This window comes from Thalassospira sp. HJ (genome assembly GCF_000948415.1).
Classification (GTDB): domain Bacteria; phylum Pseudomonadota; class Alphaproteobacteria; order Rhodospirillales; family Thalassospiraceae; genus Thalassospira.
In genome coordinates this window covers 270293-289117 of the sequence record NZ_JYII01000021.1, presented here as the reverse complement: position 1 = coordinate 289117, position 18825 = coordinate 270293, and the positions used below count along the sequence as shown (strand labels likewise).

16 protein-coding genes are annotated in these 18825 nt (G+C 56.1%); 7 read left to right on the top strand and 9 right to left on the bottom strand.

The window, feature by feature from the left end; translation table 11 throughout:
* Window positions 1-37 precede the first annotated feature (37 nt).
* From ahcY to UF64_RS19080, 8 genes are all read right to left on the bottom strand, one after another.
* Window positions 38-1333 carry an adenosylhomocysteinase gene (gene ahcY, locus UF64_RS19115; protein ID WP_044830294.1) on the bottom strand — a complete coding sequence of 432 codons (1296 nt, stop codon included), beginning with the start codon at window positions 1331-1333 and terminating at the stop codon, window positions 38-40.
* Between the two features lie 306 nt (window positions 1334-1639).
* A complete protein-coding gene (gene ptsP, locus UF64_RS19110; RefSeq protein ID WP_044830184.1) occupies window positions 1640-3436 on the bottom strand; it encodes a phosphoenolpyruvate--protein phosphotransferase in 1797 nt (598 codons plus the stop codon).
* Between the two features lie 82 nt (window positions 3437-3518).
* Entirely contained in the window at window positions 3519-3794 is a 276-nt protein-coding gene (locus UF64_RS19105) for an HPr family phosphocarrier protein (protein ID WP_008889057.1), read from the bottom strand.
* Window positions 3795-3858: 64 nt separating this feature from the next.
* Window positions 3859-4263 (bottom strand): PTS sugar transporter subunit IIA, encoded by a 405-nt coding sequence (locus tag UF64_RS19100; protein ID WP_008889056.1) that lies wholly within the window; start codon window positions 4261-4263, stop codon window positions 3859-3861.
* 18 nt (window positions 4264-4281) lie between these two features.
* Window positions 4282-5214, bottom strand: coding sequence for an RNase adapter RapZ (rapZ, locus tag UF64_RS19095; RefSeq protein ID WP_044830293.1), 933 nt, complete (start codon window positions 5212-5214; stop codon window positions 4282-4284).
* A 16-nt stretch (window positions 5215-5230) separates the two neighbouring features.
* Window positions 5231-5671: an HPr kinase/phosphorylase gene (locus UF64_RS19090; protein ID WP_044830183.1), complete on the bottom strand. Its 441-nt coding sequence runs from the start codon at window positions 5669-5671 to the stop codon at window positions 5231-5233.
* Window positions 5672-5783: 112 nt separating this feature from the next.
* Complete coding sequence (locus tag UF64_RS19085) at window positions 5784-7433, bottom strand: stimulus-sensing domain-containing protein (protein WP_235285161.1); 1650 nt, start codon at window positions 7431-7433, stop codon at window positions 5784-5786.
* Window positions 7434-7520: 87 nt separating this feature from the next.
* Window positions 7521-8237 carry a response regulator transcription factor gene (locus UF64_RS19080; RefSeq protein ID WP_082049906.1) on the bottom strand — a complete coding sequence of 239 codons (717 nt, stop codon included), beginning with the start codon at window positions 8235-8237 and terminating at the stop codon, window positions 7521-7523.
* Window positions 8238-8817: 580 nt separating this feature from the next.
* Between UF64_RS19080 and UF64_RS19075 the strand changes: the two genes are divergently transcribed.
* From UF64_RS19075 to UF64_RS19050, 6 genes are all read left to right on the top strand, one after another.
* Entirely contained in the window at window positions 8818-10521 is a 1704-nt protein-coding gene (locus UF64_RS19075) for an ATP-binding protein (RefSeq protein ID WP_082049904.1), read from the top strand.
* Entirely contained in the window at window positions 10518-11930 is a 1413-nt protein-coding gene (locus UF64_RS19070; RefSeq protein WP_200892706.1) for a sigma-54 dependent transcriptional regulator, read from the top strand. Before UF64_RS19075 ends, UF64_RS19070 begins: the two co-directional genes overlap by 4 nt.
* 457 nt (window positions 11931-12387) lie before the next feature.
* Window positions 12388-13353, top strand: a complete 966-nt coding sequence (locus tag UF64_RS19065) for a TAXI family TRAP transporter solute-binding subunit (RefSeq protein ID WP_044830181.1) — start codon at window positions 12388-12390, stop codon at window positions 13351-13353.
* 26 nt (window positions 13354-13379) lie between these two features.
* Window positions 13380-13856 carry a DUF1850 domain-containing protein gene (locus tag UF64_RS19060; protein WP_235285160.1) on the top strand — a complete coding sequence of 159 codons (477 nt, stop codon included), beginning with the start codon at window positions 13380-13382 and terminating at the stop codon, window positions 13854-13856.
* A gap of 5 nt (window positions 13857-13861) precedes the next feature.
* A complete protein-coding gene (locus UF64_RS19055) occupies window positions 13862-15877 on the top strand; it encodes a TRAP transporter permease (protein ID WP_044830180.1) in 2016 nt (671 codons plus the stop codon).
* 183 nt (window positions 15878-16060) lie between these two features.
* Window positions 16061-17344 (top strand): MFS transporter, encoded by a 1284-nt coding sequence (locus UF64_RS19050; protein ID WP_044830179.1) that lies wholly within the window; start codon window positions 16061-16063, stop codon window positions 17342-17344.
* Between the two features lie 173 nt (window positions 17345-17517).
* On the opposite strand, the gene UF64_RS20820 is transcribed toward UF64_RS19050, so the two are convergent.
* Window positions 17518-17694, bottom strand: a complete 177-nt coding sequence (locus tag UF64_RS20820) for a hypothetical protein (RefSeq protein ID WP_200892705.1) — start codon at window positions 17692-17694, stop codon at window positions 17518-17520.
* Window positions 17695-17833: 139 nt separating this feature from the next.
* On the opposite strand from UF64_RS20820, the gene UF64_RS19045 reads away from it, so the two are divergent.
* A complete protein-coding gene (locus tag UF64_RS19045) occupies window positions 17834-18817 on the top strand; it encodes a LysR family transcriptional regulator (protein ID WP_044830178.1) in 984 nt (327 codons plus the stop codon).
* The last annotated feature ends 8 nt before the right edge of the window (window positions 18818-18825 follow it).

The window sequence follows — 18825 nt, the reverse complement described above, 5'->3', positions numbered from 1 at the left end:
GAACAGGCCGGCTTTGATGCAAACTGGCAGATGCCAATTAGTAGCGGTAATGATCCGGCTTGAACGGACCAGCCTGCGGCACGCCGATATATTCGGCCTGCTCGGACGACAGCTTGGTCAGTTTCACGCCAAGACGATCAAGGTGCAGAGCTGCAACTTTCTCATCAAGGTGTTTCGGCAGGACATAAACCTTGTTTTCGTAGTTCGAGTGGTTTTTCCACAGCTCGATCTGTGCCAGCACCTGGTTGGTGAAGGAAGCCGACATCACGAAGCTCGGGTGACCGGTTGCGCAACCAAGGTTGACCAGACGACCTTCGGCCAGAACGATCAGGCGTTTGCCATCCGGGAATTCGACTTCGTCGACCTGCGGCTTCACGTTGTCCCACTTGTAGTTCTTGAGCGAACCGATCTGGATTTCGGAATCGAAGTGACCGATGTTGCAAACGATTGCGCGGTCTTTCATCGCACGCATGTGGTCAAGCGTGATGATGTCGATGTTACCCGTGGTGGTGACAAAGATGTCGCCGACCGGGGCTGCGTCTTCCATGGTGGTGACTTCGTAACCTTCCATCGCGGCCTGCAGTGCGCAGATCGGATCGATTTCGGTCACAAGAACGCGTGCACCCTGGCTACGCATCGACGCAGCCGAACCTTTACCCACGTCACCGAAACCGGCAACAACGGCGATCTTGCCAGCAACCATCACGTCGGTTGCGCGTTTGATGCCATCGACCAGCGATTCACGGCAGCCATACAGGTTGTCGAATTTCGACTTGGTGACCGAGTCATTGACGTTGATCGCCGGGACCTTAAGGGTGCCTTTTTTCGCCATTTCATACAGGCGGTGCACACCGGTGGTGGTTTCTTCCGACAGACCTTTGATGTCTTCGAGAAGTTCCGGATACTTTTCGTGGATCAGCTGGGTAACGTCGCCGCCATCATCAAGGATCAGGTTCGGCTTCCAGCCGTCCGGACCAGCAATGGTCTGCTCAATGCACCACCAGAATTCTTCCTCGGTCTCGCCTTTCCAAGCAAATACCGGGATCTCAGCAGCAGCAATCGCCGCAGCAGCCTGATCCTGGGTCGAGAAAATGTTGCACGAAGACCAGCGAACTTCCGCACCAAGTGCCGTCAGGGTCTCGATCAGAACTGCGGTCTGAATGGTCATGTGCAGGCAGCCAACGATGCGTGCACCAGCAAGCGGCTGTGCCGCGCCATATTCTTCGCGCAGCGCCATCAGGCCCGGCATTTCGGTTTCGGCAATCGCGATTTCCTTGCGGCCCCAACCGGCCAGCGAGATGTCCGCGACCTTGTAATCGGTAAAGTTCGACATGTTGTCTCCAATCAAACAGGAATGGCGCATCCGCCTGGGATTTTGATCCCGCCGATACGCCGAAGAATTCTGTTGCGGTCCTATCCCTGACCGCGATAGATCACATATAAAGATATCTTTATATTGTTTTCAAGTCCTTTTTTGTGTGAATTTGCATCGCACCCAAAATCGGACCAACCTGCGCGCTGCCACGCCCCGCAATCCCGGGCATTCCGCCCACGGACAAACACGGACATAACAGGCACAAAACTGCCCCCTATGTTGGGATGGCAGCCACTCGGAACAAGCTATGAAAGACGGGAATTGTCAGGCGAGGTCGTTAAAATCATCGAGCATCATGGCAATGCGGGCCGAATCCCATTGTTCCATAACGCGGTTGGCCTGATGTTCGGAATTGCGGCTATCAAGGCGCCGCAGGCGCTGCTTGACCAGCAAAATGTTGACCGGCGACATCGAAAGGTTGCGCAGGCCAAACCCGATGAAAAGCGGCACATAACGCGGATCACCGGCCATCTCGCCGCAAACACTGACCGGAATGTCACGCTCGCCCGCGACCTTGATCACATCGCGGATCAGGCGCAGCACAGCTGGATGCAGCGGATCAAACATCCCCGCCACCTGATCGTCTGTCCGATCAATCGCAAGCGTATATTGCGTCAAATCGTTGGTGCCAATCGCAAAGAAGTCGCTGTCTCGCGCCAGCGTATCCACCGCCAATGCCGCTGCCGGAATTTCAATCATCGCCCCCAGTGGCGGCAAGGTATCGGGGATCGGGTGCCCATCCTTGCGCAGACGTTTGGCGACCGCCTCATAGATCTGGCGCGCGCGGGTCATTTCATGCACGCCCACCACCATCGGGATCAGAACCCGAACCGGCCCGTGCAGTGATGCCCGCAGGATGGCGGCGAATTGCGCTTCAAGAAGCTCGGTCTTACGAAGCGACAACCGAACACCACGCAACCCAAGGGCCGGGTTCGGCCCCGATCCGATTTCGTTCTGAAGGGCGACCGCAAGCTTTTCGCCACCGATATCAAGGGTACGAATGGTGACCGGTTTGCCATCCATGCGTTTGACGATATCGGCCAGTTCTTCGTATTGCTCGTCTTCGCCCGGCAGATAGTCCTTGTTCATGAACATGAACTCGCTGCGCAAAAGACCAATACCACTGGCACCATTTTCAAGCGCGGCGGCAAGTTCGATCGGCAACTCGATATTCGCATGCAGGTCGATGTCTATGCCATCGCGCGTCGCTGAGGGCACATCGCGCAAGCTTGCCAGCTTTTCACGCGCGGCAAGCCAATCTGCTCGGCGTTGGGTGTAATGTTTGATATCAGCAGCCGTAGGCGAAATGATCACTTCACCGCGTCCGCCATCAACAATGATCTGATCGCCACCGCGCACGCCACGCACGATATCAGGTGCGCCAAGAACCGCCGGAATACCAAGCGACCTCGCCATGATCGCAGTATGGCCTTCGGCCCCGCCAAGGGCTGTGACAAAGGCGGTCAATTGCCCCGGTTCAAAGCGCGCCATATCAGCCGGACTGACATCCTCGGCAATCAGGATGGAACCCGTCGGCGCATTGTCCATTGCCCTGTCGGTCTCACCAATCAGACAGCGCATCAGGCGCAGGCCAACCTCGCGGATGTCCGTCGCGCGCGCGGCGATATAACTGTCTTCCATGCCTGAAAACTGATCGGCAATTGCATCGATCACGTCACTGACCGCATGCACCGCATTGCGCTTTTTTGAAACGATCAGTTCTTCGGCCCCGCGCACCAGACGCGACTGGGTCAGCATGTGGATATAGGCATCCATCAGGAAGCCAAGTTCCTCGGACGCGGCACTTTCGGCACTTGATGATTGGGATTTCAGCCGTTTGAGCTGATCAATGCTTTCGGCAACGCCATCATGAAGGCGCTTGCATTCGGACTCGACGGCATCGTCAGAAATTGGCTTGCGATTGACCTGAATGATCTGGCGATCAAGGACAAAGGCGCGACCGATAACAATCCCGCCCGATGCGCCCAACCCGGTGATGACCCGCCGGACGCCCGTGGTGTTTTCATCTGAAACGGTTTGGTCTGTTGGAGGAACTTGCAAGCCTTCTTAGCTACCAACTCGTTCTTGTTGTTTCCCGAAAGTCAGACGTCTTCGGCCTCAATATTGGGCCGAAAAGTGCGTCCTATTCTTCGTCGAACTTGGCATCAACCAGTTCGTTCAGCGCATCAATCGCCTGTTTGGCATCCGGGCCGGTCGCCTCGACCTCGATCTCGGTGCCGATGGATGCTGCCAGCATCATCAAGCCCATGATCGAAACACCCGATACTTCGGTGCCGCGGTTGCGCACCATGATGCTCGATTGAAATTCACCTGCCAGTTTAACAAATTTCGCAGCCGCCCGCGCGTGCAATCCGCGCTGGTTGCTGATTGTTAAAGTGCGTTTTTCCTTCTGCGCCATGTATGTCCCCGCAAGCCAGATGCGCTGTCCCCGTGCATCCGGCCCTGTTCTTTTTGTTGCTGACTTATTCCTCGCCGCTCAGCAGACGCGACGCGACGTTAATGTATTTACGCCCCGCATCCTGGGCCGCATTGACCGTTTCGGCCAACGTGCCGTCGATGCGAACAGATGCCAGCTTAATCAGCAAAGGTAAATTAACCCCTGCGATAACTTCGACATTTGCCTGTTCCATAATGGAAATCGCCAGATTGGACGGGGTACCGCCAAACATGTCGGTCAAAAGGACAACACCTTTGCCGCTGTCGACCTTTTCGACGCTGGCAAGAATGTCTGCGCGGCGTTGTTCCATGTCGTCATCGGGTCCGATACAGACCGCTTCGACATTTTCCTGTTCGCCAACAACATGCTGCAAGGCAGATACGAACTCTTTCGCGAGATCGCCGTGGGTGACCAGCACCATCCCGATCATGCAGTTTTCTCCATTTTATCACTCCCCCGTGGTCGGCTCGTCCGGTTTATCCCGATGACTGAGATGTGTGTCATATCCCAAATCGGCAATCCAGTCATTGAGTAACCGCGCGATATAAACCGAACGATGTTGACCACCCGTACATCCGACCGCAATGGTCAGATAGCTTTTACCTTCCTGCGCATAACGCGGCAAAATAGGCTCCAGCATTGCCTTCAGGCGGCTCACAAACCCGGCGAAATCCGGGTCTTCTTCTATATATTGCCCAACAGCCGCATTCATCCCGGTCATCAGGCGAAGCTCGGGATCATAATGCGGGTTGCGCAGAAAGCGAACGTCAAAAACAAGATCGGCTTCGGCCGGTACGCCCTGACGGAACGAAAAGCTGCGCACAAAGATCGCCATGCCTTCGTTTTCGCCAATATCAAACTGGTCCTGCAAGATCTTGCGAAGCTCGGCCGATTTAAGCCGCGATGTATCGATCCGCATATCCGCCGTGGCGGCAATCGGCGCCATCAGGCGTTTTTCATGCTCGATCGCATCGACCAGCGGCCGATCATGGCTCAGGGGATGCGGGCGTCTGCTTTCGGTAAAGCGGCGCTGCAACACCGCCGTATCCGCATCGACATAAATCATCAACGGATCCATGCCGGTCTGATTGCGCAATCGACCGACAATTTCGACAAACTGATCAACGCCGAAATCACGGGTGCGGATATCAAGGCCAATGGCAATCGGCTGTTCCGGGCGGCAGTCGCTGGGCACCAGCGCCGACAACATCCGCAGCGGCAGGTTATCCACCGCATCGAAGCCGAAATCTTCAAGGATTTTAAGGGTGGTCGTACGCCCTGCACCGGACACACCGGTCACAAGAACCAGTCCGCTTTTGCCATCAAACGCGCCAAGGGCCGTATTCTGACTGTCAGAAGAATTCTGCGAAGTTTTCTGCAAAACAGGGTCCTGTGGATTACGGTTCAAGGGTCATTTCACCGGTCGCGAGCGCCAAAGCTACTCCAATCTTTGTCTCAATGGCCAGATCGGATGCACATAATGTCCAACACGGTATCGCAATGCCACAAAACTCTTCGCTTGAAGGTTCGGGCATGCGTTCGACATTGGTCGGATCATCCGTCAAATCGATCAGAACCCTGACGTCTCCTTCGGGTTTTTGCGGCAAACCCCGCACAATCCCGATACCGCGTACTTCACACAATCCGGCAATCGGATCCGGTGCGCTGGCTATCAGGCGCCCGTCACGCGCGATCAGGTCGGTTCGATCATCAGAAACAAGAAAGCCGCCCGTCTGTATCAGACGCAGCGAAAGCCCGGATTTTCCCGATCCGGATGGTCCGCGCAACAGCACCGCATGGGCACCGATCCGGACGCAATTTGCATGAAGCTGGGACATAATGAAAAAAACGATGCTTGGCAGGCGTCGGGTTGTCAAACCCCAAACGTCGCAAGCGTGATCGACTTAACCTCACGCATAGGAAAATCGCTGTTTTGCGCTTGCAAAAAACTTAATCAAGCGGCAGGCGAATGGTAAAGACCGCCCCTTTGACCGCATCATTCACAACGCGATTCTTTGCGGAAAGCTCGCCGTTATGGGCTGCGATGATTCGCTTGGAAATCGACAACCCAAGTCCCGAATGCTGACCAAATTTCTCGGTCGCAGGCCGCTCGGTATAGAACCGGTTAAAGATCGCCTCTTCCTTGCCCGGCGGAATGCCGGGACCATCATCCTCAATCGTGATCACCGCCCAGTTCTTGTCGCGCCAGGCACGCACGCGCACTTCACCCCCTTCGGGCGTAAAGGTGATCGCATTGGAAATCAGGTTCCTGAAGACCTGCGTCAGACGACTTTCAAGGGCCGGCACATTCAGGTTTTCTGGTACAGAAACCTTGACCGGCGGGCCATCGACATCAGCGTTATAAAGCTCGCCCAGTGTATGCAGCAGCACACCAAGATCGACCTCTTCGCTTTCGGCGCGCGACAGTTCGGCATCCATACGTGAATAATCGGAAATATCACTGATCAGGCGATCAAGACGCTGAACGTCTTCGGCGATGATTTCCATCAGGCGGCGCTGGCGTTCCGGGTCCTTAAGTCGCGTGGCAGTTTCAACGGCTGAGCGCAGCGAAGTCAGCGGGTTCTTGATCTCATGCGCAACGTCGGCGGCAAACCGTTCAATCGCATCCATGCGATCCCAAAGGGTTTCGGTCATGTCGCGTAGCGTGGTGGAGAGATCACCAATTTCATCGCGGCGATCCGACAGATCGGGGATTGCGAACTGACGGTTCTTGCTGCGCCGGACCCGCTCGGCCGCACGCGCCAACCGGTTCAGCGGCCGTGTGATCACACCGGCCAGATAGATCGACAGCAACACCGTGATGCCAAAGGCAAAAACAAAGATTTTCAGGATATCAAGCCGCACCGCATGCAGGGCGTTTTCAATCGATTCCCCGCTTTTGGTCATCATCACCGATGCCAGAACCTGCTTGAAACGTGCAACCGGCACCGACACCGACAAAACCCGGCGGCCTTCGCTATCCACGCGAACCACGCCACGTGAATAACCCGCAAGGGCCGCGCGCACTTCAGGATAATCGGCAGCACTGGCCACCGGCGGGTCGACATAAAGTGGCAAGGGTTGCTCACCCTCAAACAGGGTCAGGATGCCATCGGTCAGCTTGCGCATGATATCGGCAAAGGCATCTTCTTCGCCCGGCGGCGGAAGCTGTTCGGCCTGAATCGTGCCGGTGCCAAGCGACTGGATATTACGACTATCGGCAAGAAGGCTGCCATTGGTGGCAAACAGGCGGGTACGCGCACCGGTAATGCCGACAAGACGGCGCACCATTTCGCGCGCCACTTCGATTTTCACCCGGTTGGTCGCATCATCGCCGGAACTGACCGCCGATGTCGAAAGGGCAGCGGCATACATTTCCGCCTGCACCGCCATGGCTTCAAGTTCGGAATGAATAAGTTCCTGTTTGTAGCGGCCCAGATACAAGATGCCCGCCACCAGCACGAAAAGTGCCAGCGCATTCACGGCCAGAATCCGCCAGGTCAAAGGCGAAAACAGCCCGTGGCGTTCCTCTATCCGTGTCGTCCGTGTTTCGGACGGAGCTGCGTTCTGGTCGTGATCACCAGTCCCAAGATCGCTCATTCAAACCTGCAATAACCGGCCCGCGAAACCGGGCCTGCAAACAATGCGCGCCGGAGCTTGATGCTCCGGCGCGTCAGAAATTCCAGATCAGCCCGCAACAGTGGCCGAGTCACGATAACGATACCCAACGCCATACAGCGTTTCGATTTCCTTGAATTCCTTGTCGGTCTCGCGGAACTTCTTGCGCAGGCGTTTGATGTGGCTGTCAATCGTGCGGTCATCAACATAGATGTGCTCGCCATACGCCGCATCGATCAGCTGATCACGGTTTTTAACGTGGCCCGGATGTTTTGCAAGCGCCTGGATCAACAGGAACTCGGTCACGGTCAGGTTCACATGCTGACCTTTCCAGCTGCACATGTGGCGCGACGGATCAAGAACCAGATCACCGCGCTGCAGAACGTCATCCGATCCGTTCGGGCGAACGCCACCAGCCCGCATGATTTCCGCACGACGCAGAAGGGTTCGGATACGTTCGATCAACAAACGCTGGGAAAACGGCTTTTTGATATAGTCATCTGCACCCATGCGCAGGCCGGTCAGCTCATCAACCTCGTCATCTTTCGATGTCAGGAAAATCACCGGCATTTCGGTTTTCTTGCGCAGGTGGGTCAGAAGCTCCAGTCCGTCCATACGCGGCATCTTGATATCAAGCACCGCCAGATCAGGCTCTTCTTTCGTGATGGCATGAAGTGCTTCCGAACCATCAGAATATGTCAGGACCTCATATCCTTCTTCTTCCAACGCCATCGACACAGACGTCAGGATATTCCGGTCGTCATCAACAAGTGCGATCTTACTCACCTGGACCTCATCTACTGGACAGATACAATTCACTCATTCGTGTGGTGTAGGGTCTGAACCCAATTGAATGCTTGGAATGGTCGCGAGGCATTTTTGCGGATGTTAGGAGCTTTACCGCAGAAAGGCTAGCTGCCTTTCAAGGTGAAGCGACGCGACAGCCCGCATAAATGCCTCCGATCCGAAGGACATCAGAAGAACCTGCGACCTGCTTCGTCAATCCCCTTGCACGGGGAACACCCCGCGCTGCGGCGATTTCCTAGCATCTCTTGATCCTTCTGATGCCATTTCAAACATTCAACTGAGTTCAGACCCTAAACAATTTACATTCCAATGTGGCGAAAAAATAACCGCTTGCGGCATAAATAAGGCCATTCAAATACACACCCTGCAAACCCGTAAGCAGGCCTGTATTTGTTGACTTTATATCGCCACGCTTCCTAATTGGCGTAAACACGTCATCCAAGGCCAAACGCCCGGCACCGCAAAATGATCCCTGTTCACGGAGTAGGTCGCGATTTTCTACTGGTTAAGCAATTTCAGCCGCGGAACCCTGATCTTTGCCGGGACCTTCATTTCGGCAATGGTGATCTGGGCTGCTGTCAGCTCGACCGGCAATCTGACCATCCGCGAACTTGAAAGTACGGGCGAGGCCCGCCTCGCTCTTTATGACAGTTCGCTTCGCGCGGCAATCGATCGCTATCGCTACCTGCCGTATGTCGTTGCCCGCCATCATCAGGTCACGCGTGCGATTGAAAATCCCCGCACGGCTCACACCGCCAACCTTTATCTGCAACAGGTCAATGATCAGTCGGGGGCGGCAGCCCTTTATGTCTTGGACCGATCCGGGGAAACCGTTGCCTCAAGTAACTGGAACACGCCGGACAGCTTCGTTGGTGAAGACTATTCCTTCCGCCCCTATTTCAATCAGTCACTGGCCGGACAAGAAGGCTTCTTCTTTGGCATCGGGGTGACCACCGGGCGCGCGGGCCTGTTCATTTCCCACCCGATCCGCCAAAGCGGCGAGGTCATCGGGGTTGTCGTGGTCAAACTCGAACTCGAAGAAGTGGAACAGAACTGGCAGGACGCCGGCGAAACCGTCTTTGTCGCCGATGCGGATGGTGTGATCACACTGACCAGTCACGGTGACTGGAAATATAAAACCCTGTCGCCGCTGTCGCCCACCAATCGCGCCCGGATCGAAAACAACCGGCAATATCCCGGTCGTGATCTGCCATCCCTTGATGTCGGGCAGCAACTGGCTAAGGGATCGGGCATCGTCGCGATTGATGGCCATCGCTACCTGTTTGACAGCAAACCGATCCGCGGCAGTGCCTGGCGGATTTTCTATCTGACCTCCATGGATCAGGTCACCGATCGCCAAGGGGCGGTCATGCTGATCGCGGTGATTGCCGGCGGCATGATCATTCTGGTCATCCTGTTCTTGCGTGAACGCGAACTCAAACTTGCCTCCCAGCGCGAGGCACTTGAATTCGAACGCATTCAAGCGCTCAACACCCGCCTTGAAGAAGAAATCACCGAACGGCGCAAAACCGAAGAAGAGCTGCGCGGCACGCAAAACGAACTGGTGCAGGCCGGAAAGCTCGCCGCCCTTGGTCAGATGTCGGCTGCCATCGCGCATGAAATCAACCAGCCGATTGCTGCCATCAGAACGTTTTGCGCCAGCGCCAAGCTGATGATTGAACGCGGCAAGACCGAAAAGCTCGATCAGAACATCAGCCAGATCTCGGCCCTGACCGAACGCATGGGCGCGATCACAGGTCAGCTCAAGACATTCTCGCGCAAATCAACTGGCGTTCTCGAGCCCGTCGATCTCAAGGTCGCCCTTGATAACGCCCTGCAATTGCTAAGCCCCCAGTTGCAGCAGGAAGAATGCACCTTTGAACGTAACGAGCCCGAAACCCCGCTGGTCATCCGCGCCGACCTTGTCCGGATCGAGCAGATTTGTGTGAACATCATCCGCAATGCCCTTGATGCCATGGAAGGCAGTTCGATCAAGCGCATTCGCATTGATCTTGATGCAACAGAAACCGATGTCATCATGCGCATTACCGACACCGGACCTGGCATGAACGAAGAAACCCTGTCGCTTCTGTTTGATCCGTTCTTCACCACCAAGGACCCGGGTCAGGGCGTGGGATTGGGACTTTCGGTAACTTATGGCATTGTGCGGGACTTCGGCGGCAGCATAAAAGCCTATAACACCGATACCGCCGGGGCCTGTTTCGAAGTCCGCCTGCCGTTACTCAAGGGTAAAACACCGTGACCACCACCGACCTTGCGCCAACGCAGAACGCAGAAGACGTCCAGATCACACCGCACATCATCATTGTCGATGATGATGAAGCGATGCGTGTCTCGCTTGCCCAATGGCTGGAACTTTCCGATTTTGCCGTCACGGTCTACGAAGACGCCCGCGAAGCCCTACGCGATATCAACCCGGATTTCGCCGGAGTGATCCTGACCGATGTCAAAATGCCGAAACTTGATGGTATTACCTTTACCCGCTCTGTCCTTGCAGCCGACCCGGATATTCCGATCATCCTGATGACCGGTCATGGCGATGTTCCCATGGCGGTCGAGGCGATGAAAAGCGGCGCTTATGATTTCGTCGAAAAGCCGTTCGAGCCCAAAGACATTGTCGAAAGCCTGGAACGCGCCATCGAAAAGCGCCGTCTGGTCATTGAAAACCGCAATCTCCGCCGTCAGATCGCCAGCCGCGGCAGCCTTGATTCGCGCCTGATCGGCAATTCCGTGCCGATGCGCAATCTCAAGGATGAAATTGCCAATATCGCGCCCACCGAAGTCCCGGTTCTGATTTCTGGGGAAACCGGCACCGGTAAGGAGCTGGTCGCGCGCGCCATCCATGATCTGAGCGACCGGCGAGATGAAAAATTCGTTGCGGTAAACTGTGCCGCCATCCCCGAAAGCACGGCCGAAAGCGAGCTGTTCGGCCATGAAAAGGGTGCCTTTACCGGGGCGGCTGGCCAACGCATCGGCTGGATCGAACATGCGATTGGCGGCACGCTTTTTCTTGATGAAATATCAAGCATGCCGCTTGCGCTTCAGGCCAAGTTGCTGCGCGTGATTGAACAGCGCGAAGTGGTTCGGCTGGGTTCCAACGCCCCGGTGAAGGTCGATTTCCGTCTGATCTGTGCCACCAACGAAGACCTTGTCGCTGCGGTGACTGCGCGCACTTTCCGCGAGGATTTGCTGTTTCGCATCAACACATTTGAACTGTCGATCGCCCCTTTGCGCGAACGTCAGGATGATGTCGCCCTTCTGTTTGATATCTTTGCCGAACGCGCGGCCGAACGGTTCGAACGCCCCTATGAGCGTCTGACACCGGTTCTGATCGGCCAGCTTCGCGCCCATGACTGGTCGGGCAATGTGCGTGAACTTAAAAACATGGCCGAACGCTATGTCCTTCTGGTCGGAAGTCCCGAGGAACGCTTCAAGCGCCTGTTCAAGGGCGGCTTTGAAACAGCCACCCCGCAGACCAGCGATCTGGCCCTTGCCGATCAGGTGCGCGAGTTCGAGGAACGCGTCATTCGCGATGCGCTTGATCGCCATGACGGCAATGTCAAATCCGTGATGGAAGAACTCGACATCCCGCGCCGGACGCTGAACGAGAAAATGAAAAAACTCAACATCCGGCGCGACAAACCGGTCTAAGTCATTGTTGCGGTGCGATATTTTATTCGCACATGCAACAAATAGGCGGATTCTTGCCGATTGATTTCGGTAAATCGGCAAGATTATGCCGAATTGCCAAATCGAAACGTTCTAAGTCATTGATTTGTAATTGTGATTTTTATTTCCGCTTTGGCATACTCATTGCAATTCAGAACACCAAAATGATAAGCTGATAAAAAATGAGGGAGGATATCTGACAGCCGGTCCGGTTCGGACAATTCAAACGGCTGGCTTAAATCATCTCTCAAATCTGGTTCTGAACTGCGCCCTGCATCTGATCGGCATTTACTGGCTCGATCCTGATCAGTTGCCCGCAAGGGACCCAAAAACAACAGGCCCGGACCACTGGCCGTCAAAGAACGTAAAGAGCCATATTCTTATACGATCTCTTGGATCTATTCGTCGCTTAAGAGTGTTAACCCTAGGGAGGACTATCATGAAGCTCCGTACTCTGCTTACCGCAGCAGCCGCAGCCATGATGCTGACCGCCGCACCTGTGTCGGCACAGCAACTGTCAATCGCAACCGGTGGTACCGGTGGCACCTATTATCCGTATGGCGGTGGCCTTGCGGAACTGATCACCAAATACGTTGAAGGCTCCAGCGCCGTCGCCGAAGTTACCGGCGCATCGGTTGAAAACATGGGCCTGATCGCGCGCGGCGACAGTGACATCGCAATCGGCCTGGCCGACACCGTTTATGCCGGCTTCACCGGCACCGGAAAATTCGAAGGCCGTACCCTTGATAACGTTCGCGCTCTGGCGTCGATCTATCCGAACGCAGTTCAGATCGTCACCATGGCAGACAGCGGCATCAACGGCCTTGCCGACCTTAAAGGCAAGCGCGTTTCTGTTGGCGCACCGGGTTCGGGCACCGAAGTTTCGGCCCAGACCGTTCTGAACGCCAATGGCATCACCTATGATGACATCGAAGAACAGCGCCTGAACTTCAACGAAACCGCTGATGCGCTGCGTGATGGCGACATCGATGCCGGTTTCTGGAGCGTTGGCCCGCCCACCAGCTCGATCCTCAACCTCGCAACCACGCGTGACATCAAGCTGATCGCGCTGACCGAAGAAGAAATCGTTGCTGCTCTGGATGCAGAACCGACCTTTGCTGCCTACGCTCTGCGTACCGGCATCTACGAAGGCGTTGAAGCACCGGTCAACACCGTATCGACCCCGAACGTTCTGTTCGTAAGCGAAGATATGGACGACGAACTGGCGTACCAGATCACCAAGACCCTCTTCGAACATGTCGACGAGCTGATCGCCATCCACCCGGCTGCAAACGACACCACGGTTGATTTCGCTCTGAACTCGACCCCGATCCCGATGCATCCGGGCGCGCTGCGCTACTACGAAGAAACCGGTAACCCGGTTCCGCCGCAGCTTTATCCATGATCTTGAATGGAATTGGGCGACCAGAAATGGTCGCCCTTCTTCTCCTGTTAACGGCATGTGCTGGTCCTGCCCATCAGGATCACGTCAAGCCCGGCACCGTTATTGATCATCTCGAAGTGATCGGTGCGGACGGGGCACTGCTGGCCAGAACCGAAATTCCGCGTCAAACCGGTTGGTGCCTGTATTGGAACCACTCTGTCACCGGTGACGGCGTGATCGACTGTTATGTCGACGATCTTGGCAAGATGGTTCTCCATCGCGCCTATCAGCCCGACTTCGCGGCAGGACTTGGTCATTATCCCGGCCGGGGTATTCTGACCAGCGCAGAAGGCGGCGGATACTGGATCGAAGATATCGACGAACCTGTGCGCAACAACGCCTATGTGTTACGTGTGGGCTCACTTGCGGTTAACCACCGTATCGTCACCGACCGTGACGAAATCAACCTTTCAAAGATGGCTGAACACACCCGTGTCACCATCCGCCTTGATACCGGGGAATAAGTTCCATGTCTGAACAGGCACCGCTGCCTACCATGACGGATCGTTTGCCACAGCCAAAACTGGTGCTGTGGGCAATTTCGATTGTTGCTGTCGCGCTCTCTTTGTTCCAGATGTATGGCGCAGGGATCGAGCCGCTTGGCCTGTTCTATCAACGCAGTATCCACCTTGCGTTCGTGATGTTCCTTGCCTTCCTGATGTTCCCGGTATTTGGCAGCAACAAGAAACGTGGCGCGCTCGGCTGGGTGATTGATATCGCCTTCCTCGCCGGTGCCTTTGCCACGGGCTTCTACCTGTCCTTCTATCTCGACGAGATCATCAACCGTGCTGGCTTCTGGAGCGACACCGACCTGATCATTGGCGTCATTGCCACCGTCACCGTGCTCGAAGCCAGCCGCCGTGCCGTCGGCCTTGGCATGACCGTGATCGGTATTGTCGCCATCATCTATGCCCTGTCGGGTCCGCGCGGCGCACTGCCCTGGGTCGGCGAATGGCTGCCGGGTATCCTCGCCCATCGCGGTGCCGATGTGGATCGTCTGGTCGGTCAGCTTTACCTCGGTCAGGAAGGCATCTATGGCCTGCCGATGGGGGTCGCTGCGACTTACATCTTCATGTTCGTGCTGTTTGGTGCCTTCCTTGAAGTCACCGGTGCCGGCAAATTCTTTATCGACATGGCCTATGCCGCCACGGGTAAAAAGCCCGGCGGTCCGGCCAAGGCCGCCGTTCTGGCATCCGCCGGCATGGGTTCGATCAGTGGATCGGCGATTGCCAACGTTGTCACCACCGGCGCCTTTACCATTCCGCTGATGAAGCGTCTGGGCTATCGCCCGGCACAGGCTGGCGGCGTCGAAGCAGCTGCTTCCACCGGTGGTCAGATCACCCCGCCGCTGATGGGCGCGGGTGCGTTCCTGATTTCCGAATATACCCAGGTGCCCTATCTCGAAATCGTGCTGGTTTCGATCTTCCCGGCGATCCTGTATCTCGGCACCGTTTATCTGTTCGTGCATATCGTGGCGCTCAAACAGGGCATGCGCGGCATGCCGGTCGAAGAACTTCCCGATTGGAAACAGGTTCTCAAGGAAGGCTGGCAGTTTATCTTGCCACTCGGCGTGCTGATTTACCTGCTGGTGCTGAACATCTCGCCGATGCGCGTTGGCTTCTGGGCCATTATCTCGGTCCTCGCTGTTGCCTCCCTGCGTTATGCGCTTTGGTTCTTCTTTGTCGCCCCGCAACAGGGTGAAAAGCCAAGCCATGACAAACTGGTGGCCGCCATCCGCAAGGGCATCGCGATCACCATCGCAGCCCTTGAACTGGGTGCGAAAAACGCCGTTGCCGTTTCGATGGCCTGTGCGGTTGCCGGTATCATCGTTGGTGTTGTTGGCCTGACCGGTCTGGGTCTTAAATTCTCTTCGATGATGATCGCATTCTCTGGCGGCAACATCGTTCTGGCCCTTGTTCTGGTGCTGATCGCAAGCCTGATCCTCGGCATGGGTCTGCCGGTCACGGCATCCTATATCGTTCTGATCGTGCTGGTGGGTCCGGCCCTTTCGAACGAGTTCGGCATTCCGCTGCTGATCGCACATCTGGTCGTGTTCTGGTACTCGCAGGATAGTAACGTCACACCGCCCATTGCATTGGCGGGCTTTGCGGGGGCAGCAATTGCCAACGCCAGTCCCATGGAAACCAGTGTGCAGGCCTGGAAGTTTGCCAAGGGTCTCTATCTGATCCCGGCCTTCATGGTCTTCAACCCGGAAATTATCGAAGGTGGTTCGATCCAGATCGTTCTGTGGACCGGCTTTACCGCGATCCTCTGTCTGGTCGCCTTTGCCGCCGCCCTTGAAGGCTTCCTGTTTGCGACCATGGATGTGTTCTCGCGGATCATCATTGTTCCGGCGACCATCGGTGTCTTCTATCCGGACTTCCGCGCCGAAGTCGCCGGTACGGTCGTCCTTCTTGCGGTTCTCGCATTCAACTGGTGGCAGGGCAAAAAGAACACCCCGACACCGGCTGCCGCCGCAAGCTGATATAATTTCCTGCCTCAAGGAAACGACTGGCCCGCAAGCTTCATGCTTGCGGGCCTTTTCTTTGCCCGATCCCAAACACCCCACCCGTGCGGGCAGGTAGACATGCCGCGATACGCCAGATACATTCCTCATACTATTTATCAGCCGGATACCTTTGCGCCCCTCTGACCTGCCGGACCCCGCATGCAATTTCTGATCTTGCTTCGAGAAGCCCCGCGCCAACTGGCCTTTGGCGCGTTGCACAGTTTCGGCTCGTCCTTCGGGCAGACCTTTCTGGTTGCGCTGTTTGTGCCGTTCATCTCGGCAAGTCTGGCACTCAATGAAACCGAATTTGCCAATATCTATGCCGGCATCACCATTGCCAGCGCACTCTGTTTGCCGGTCGTGGGCCGTTGGATCGACAAGGTCGATATCCTGTCTTACAGCCTCGCGACCATGGGATTGCTGGCCCTTGGCTGTGTGATGATTTCGCTGGCCAGCAATGTCTGGATGCTGATCGCGGCCCTGTTTGTCTTGCGTCTCGCTGGACAAGGCTTGATGACCCATGTCAGCATGACTGGCATCGCGCGCTATTTCTCGCGCAACCGTGGCCGCGCCCTTGCCATCGCCAGTTTCGGATTTCCTTTGGCAGAGGCGATTATGCCCGCCACCCTGCTGGCCCTGATTGCCGCCTTTGGCTGGCGATATACCTATGCCGGGTCGGCTGTCTTCATTTTGCTGATGCTGGTCCCGATTGCGATCTGGCTGATCCGCCGTGATGCCAAGTTTCGCAATGCCCCCGCAAAATCAAACGGGTCGAAAAGCGCGCCCGCAGACAACAACTCCACAACGGCCGAGTCCCCGACACCCGACTCCCCAAGCGATCATCCGCGTCTGTTCAAGTCGCTGTATGTCTGGTTCTGCATGCCGATGCTGGCCGCCCCGCCGCTGATCATGACCGCCCTGTTTTTCCACCAGGGTGCGATTGCCAGCCACAAGGGCATTGAACTTGGCTGGTTTGCCGCGGGCTTCACGGTCTTTGCCATTACATCCGTCCTCGGTGCCTTTGGCAGCGGACCGCTGATCGACAAACATTCCGCCCGCCGTCTGTTTCCCTGGCATCTGATCCCGATGATGGTCGGTATCGTGATTCTCGCCATGACCAACACGCCCTGGGTGATCCTGATTTATATGGGGCTGGTCGGGATTACGGTCGGTTTTGCCACGACATTGCGCACGGCAATCATCCCGGAACTGGTGCCGCTTGATGAAATCGGTGCCATCCGCAGCACACTTACCGCCGTCATGGTTCTGGCATCGGCCATGGGACCCGCGATTTATGGCTGGATGTTTGCGGCTGACATTTCGATTGCGATGATGCTGATCATAACCTTGATCGCATCAGGCCTCGTCAGCGTCGCCTCGTGGTTTTCCGAACGGCCGGGCTTTTATGTCCCACCGGGAATTGCACCCAAGGAAGCCGATTGACCAAAAAAATGGCCCGAAACACAAAGGTATTCGGGCCAGTCGGGAAAACAGCGTCAAATAGGGAGGAAGACGCTAGATAGAAACCGTAGTCGTAGTCCCTGCCTGCGGGAGCACCTCTTGGGGAGGAAATCAATCAGTGCTCGACCGCATGCAGTTAGTAAGGTAGTCGGTAGTTAGGCTGCACCGCCAACGGTACCTGCCGGGTGTTTGACGTCTTTGTCAGCACCTTTGAACAGGTTGCGGAAGAAGGCGCCTACGAATTCAGCGCGAAGCTGCTGACCTTTACGTACACCTGCCTCGATTTCGGTGGTGGAGATGTAACGGGTGGTGATTTCTTCGTAAGTGGCCATGGTGACCTCCTAAAAATTTCGTTCGTTGCGACGCCGTGTCGCTCTCGATGAACTCAATCTAATTTTCTTTACGGGGAAAGAGAATTACCTCAATATGCACATTACTTGTGAATGAACGTCATAAATAGGATGCCCGAATATGGATCGCGCCGCGGAAATGGAAATCTTTGTCCATGCTGTCGAGGAAGGAAGCTTCTCGGCCGCCGCAAGGACAATGCGCCTGTCACCGTCAGCCGTCTCGAAATACATCTCGCGCCTTGAGGATCGCCTCGGCGCCAGGCTTCTGATGCGCACCACCCGACAGCTTAGCCTGACCGAAGAAGGCCGTGCCTTTTACGAACGCGCACGCACGATCTTAAATGAGATCGAAGAAGCCGAAGAAGTCGTCACCCAGCTTTATGCCGCCCCGCGCGGGACCCTTCGCATCAACGCATCGGTCGCCTTTACCAAGATGCAGGTGGTGCCGCTGATCCCGGAATTTCTTGCGCGTTATCCGGATGTGCGGATCGAACTGACACTTGATGATAAATTCACCGATCTCGTCAACGATGGCTATGACCTTGCCATTCGCCTCTCGGCCCTCGAAGACTCGTCCTTGATTGCGCGTAAATATGCGGTCAACCGCCGCATGATCGTCGCATCGCCGGAATATCTTGAAAAGAACGGCATCCCGCGCAAGCCGCAGGAACTTGAAAACCACAACTGTCTGCATCTGTCATCGCGCGAAAGCTTCAATGACTGGCATTTCGAAACCCCGGACGGCCATGTGTCTTTCCGCGCACAGGGCTCGTTCTCGGCCAATGACGGTGACGTGCTTCACGAGGCGGTCCTGGCCGGGCTCGGCATGGCACGCCTCGCCGAATACCTCGTGCACGAAGATATCCGCACCGGTCGCCTGACCCCGGTCCTGACGGAATATGTCCATGATCAGGCGTGGATTTCGGCTGTGTATCCGCACAAACGCCACCTGTCGCCCAAGGTCCGTGCCTTTGTGGACTTCCTGGCTGAAAAATTCACCCCGGTCCCGCCGTGGGAGCTTGGCTTCCGCGATGCCCGTGCCGTGCGCCGCAACAGCGACGGCACCACGGATACGACCACAACCGCGCGCGATCTCGGGAAGTAGGGAAAAGA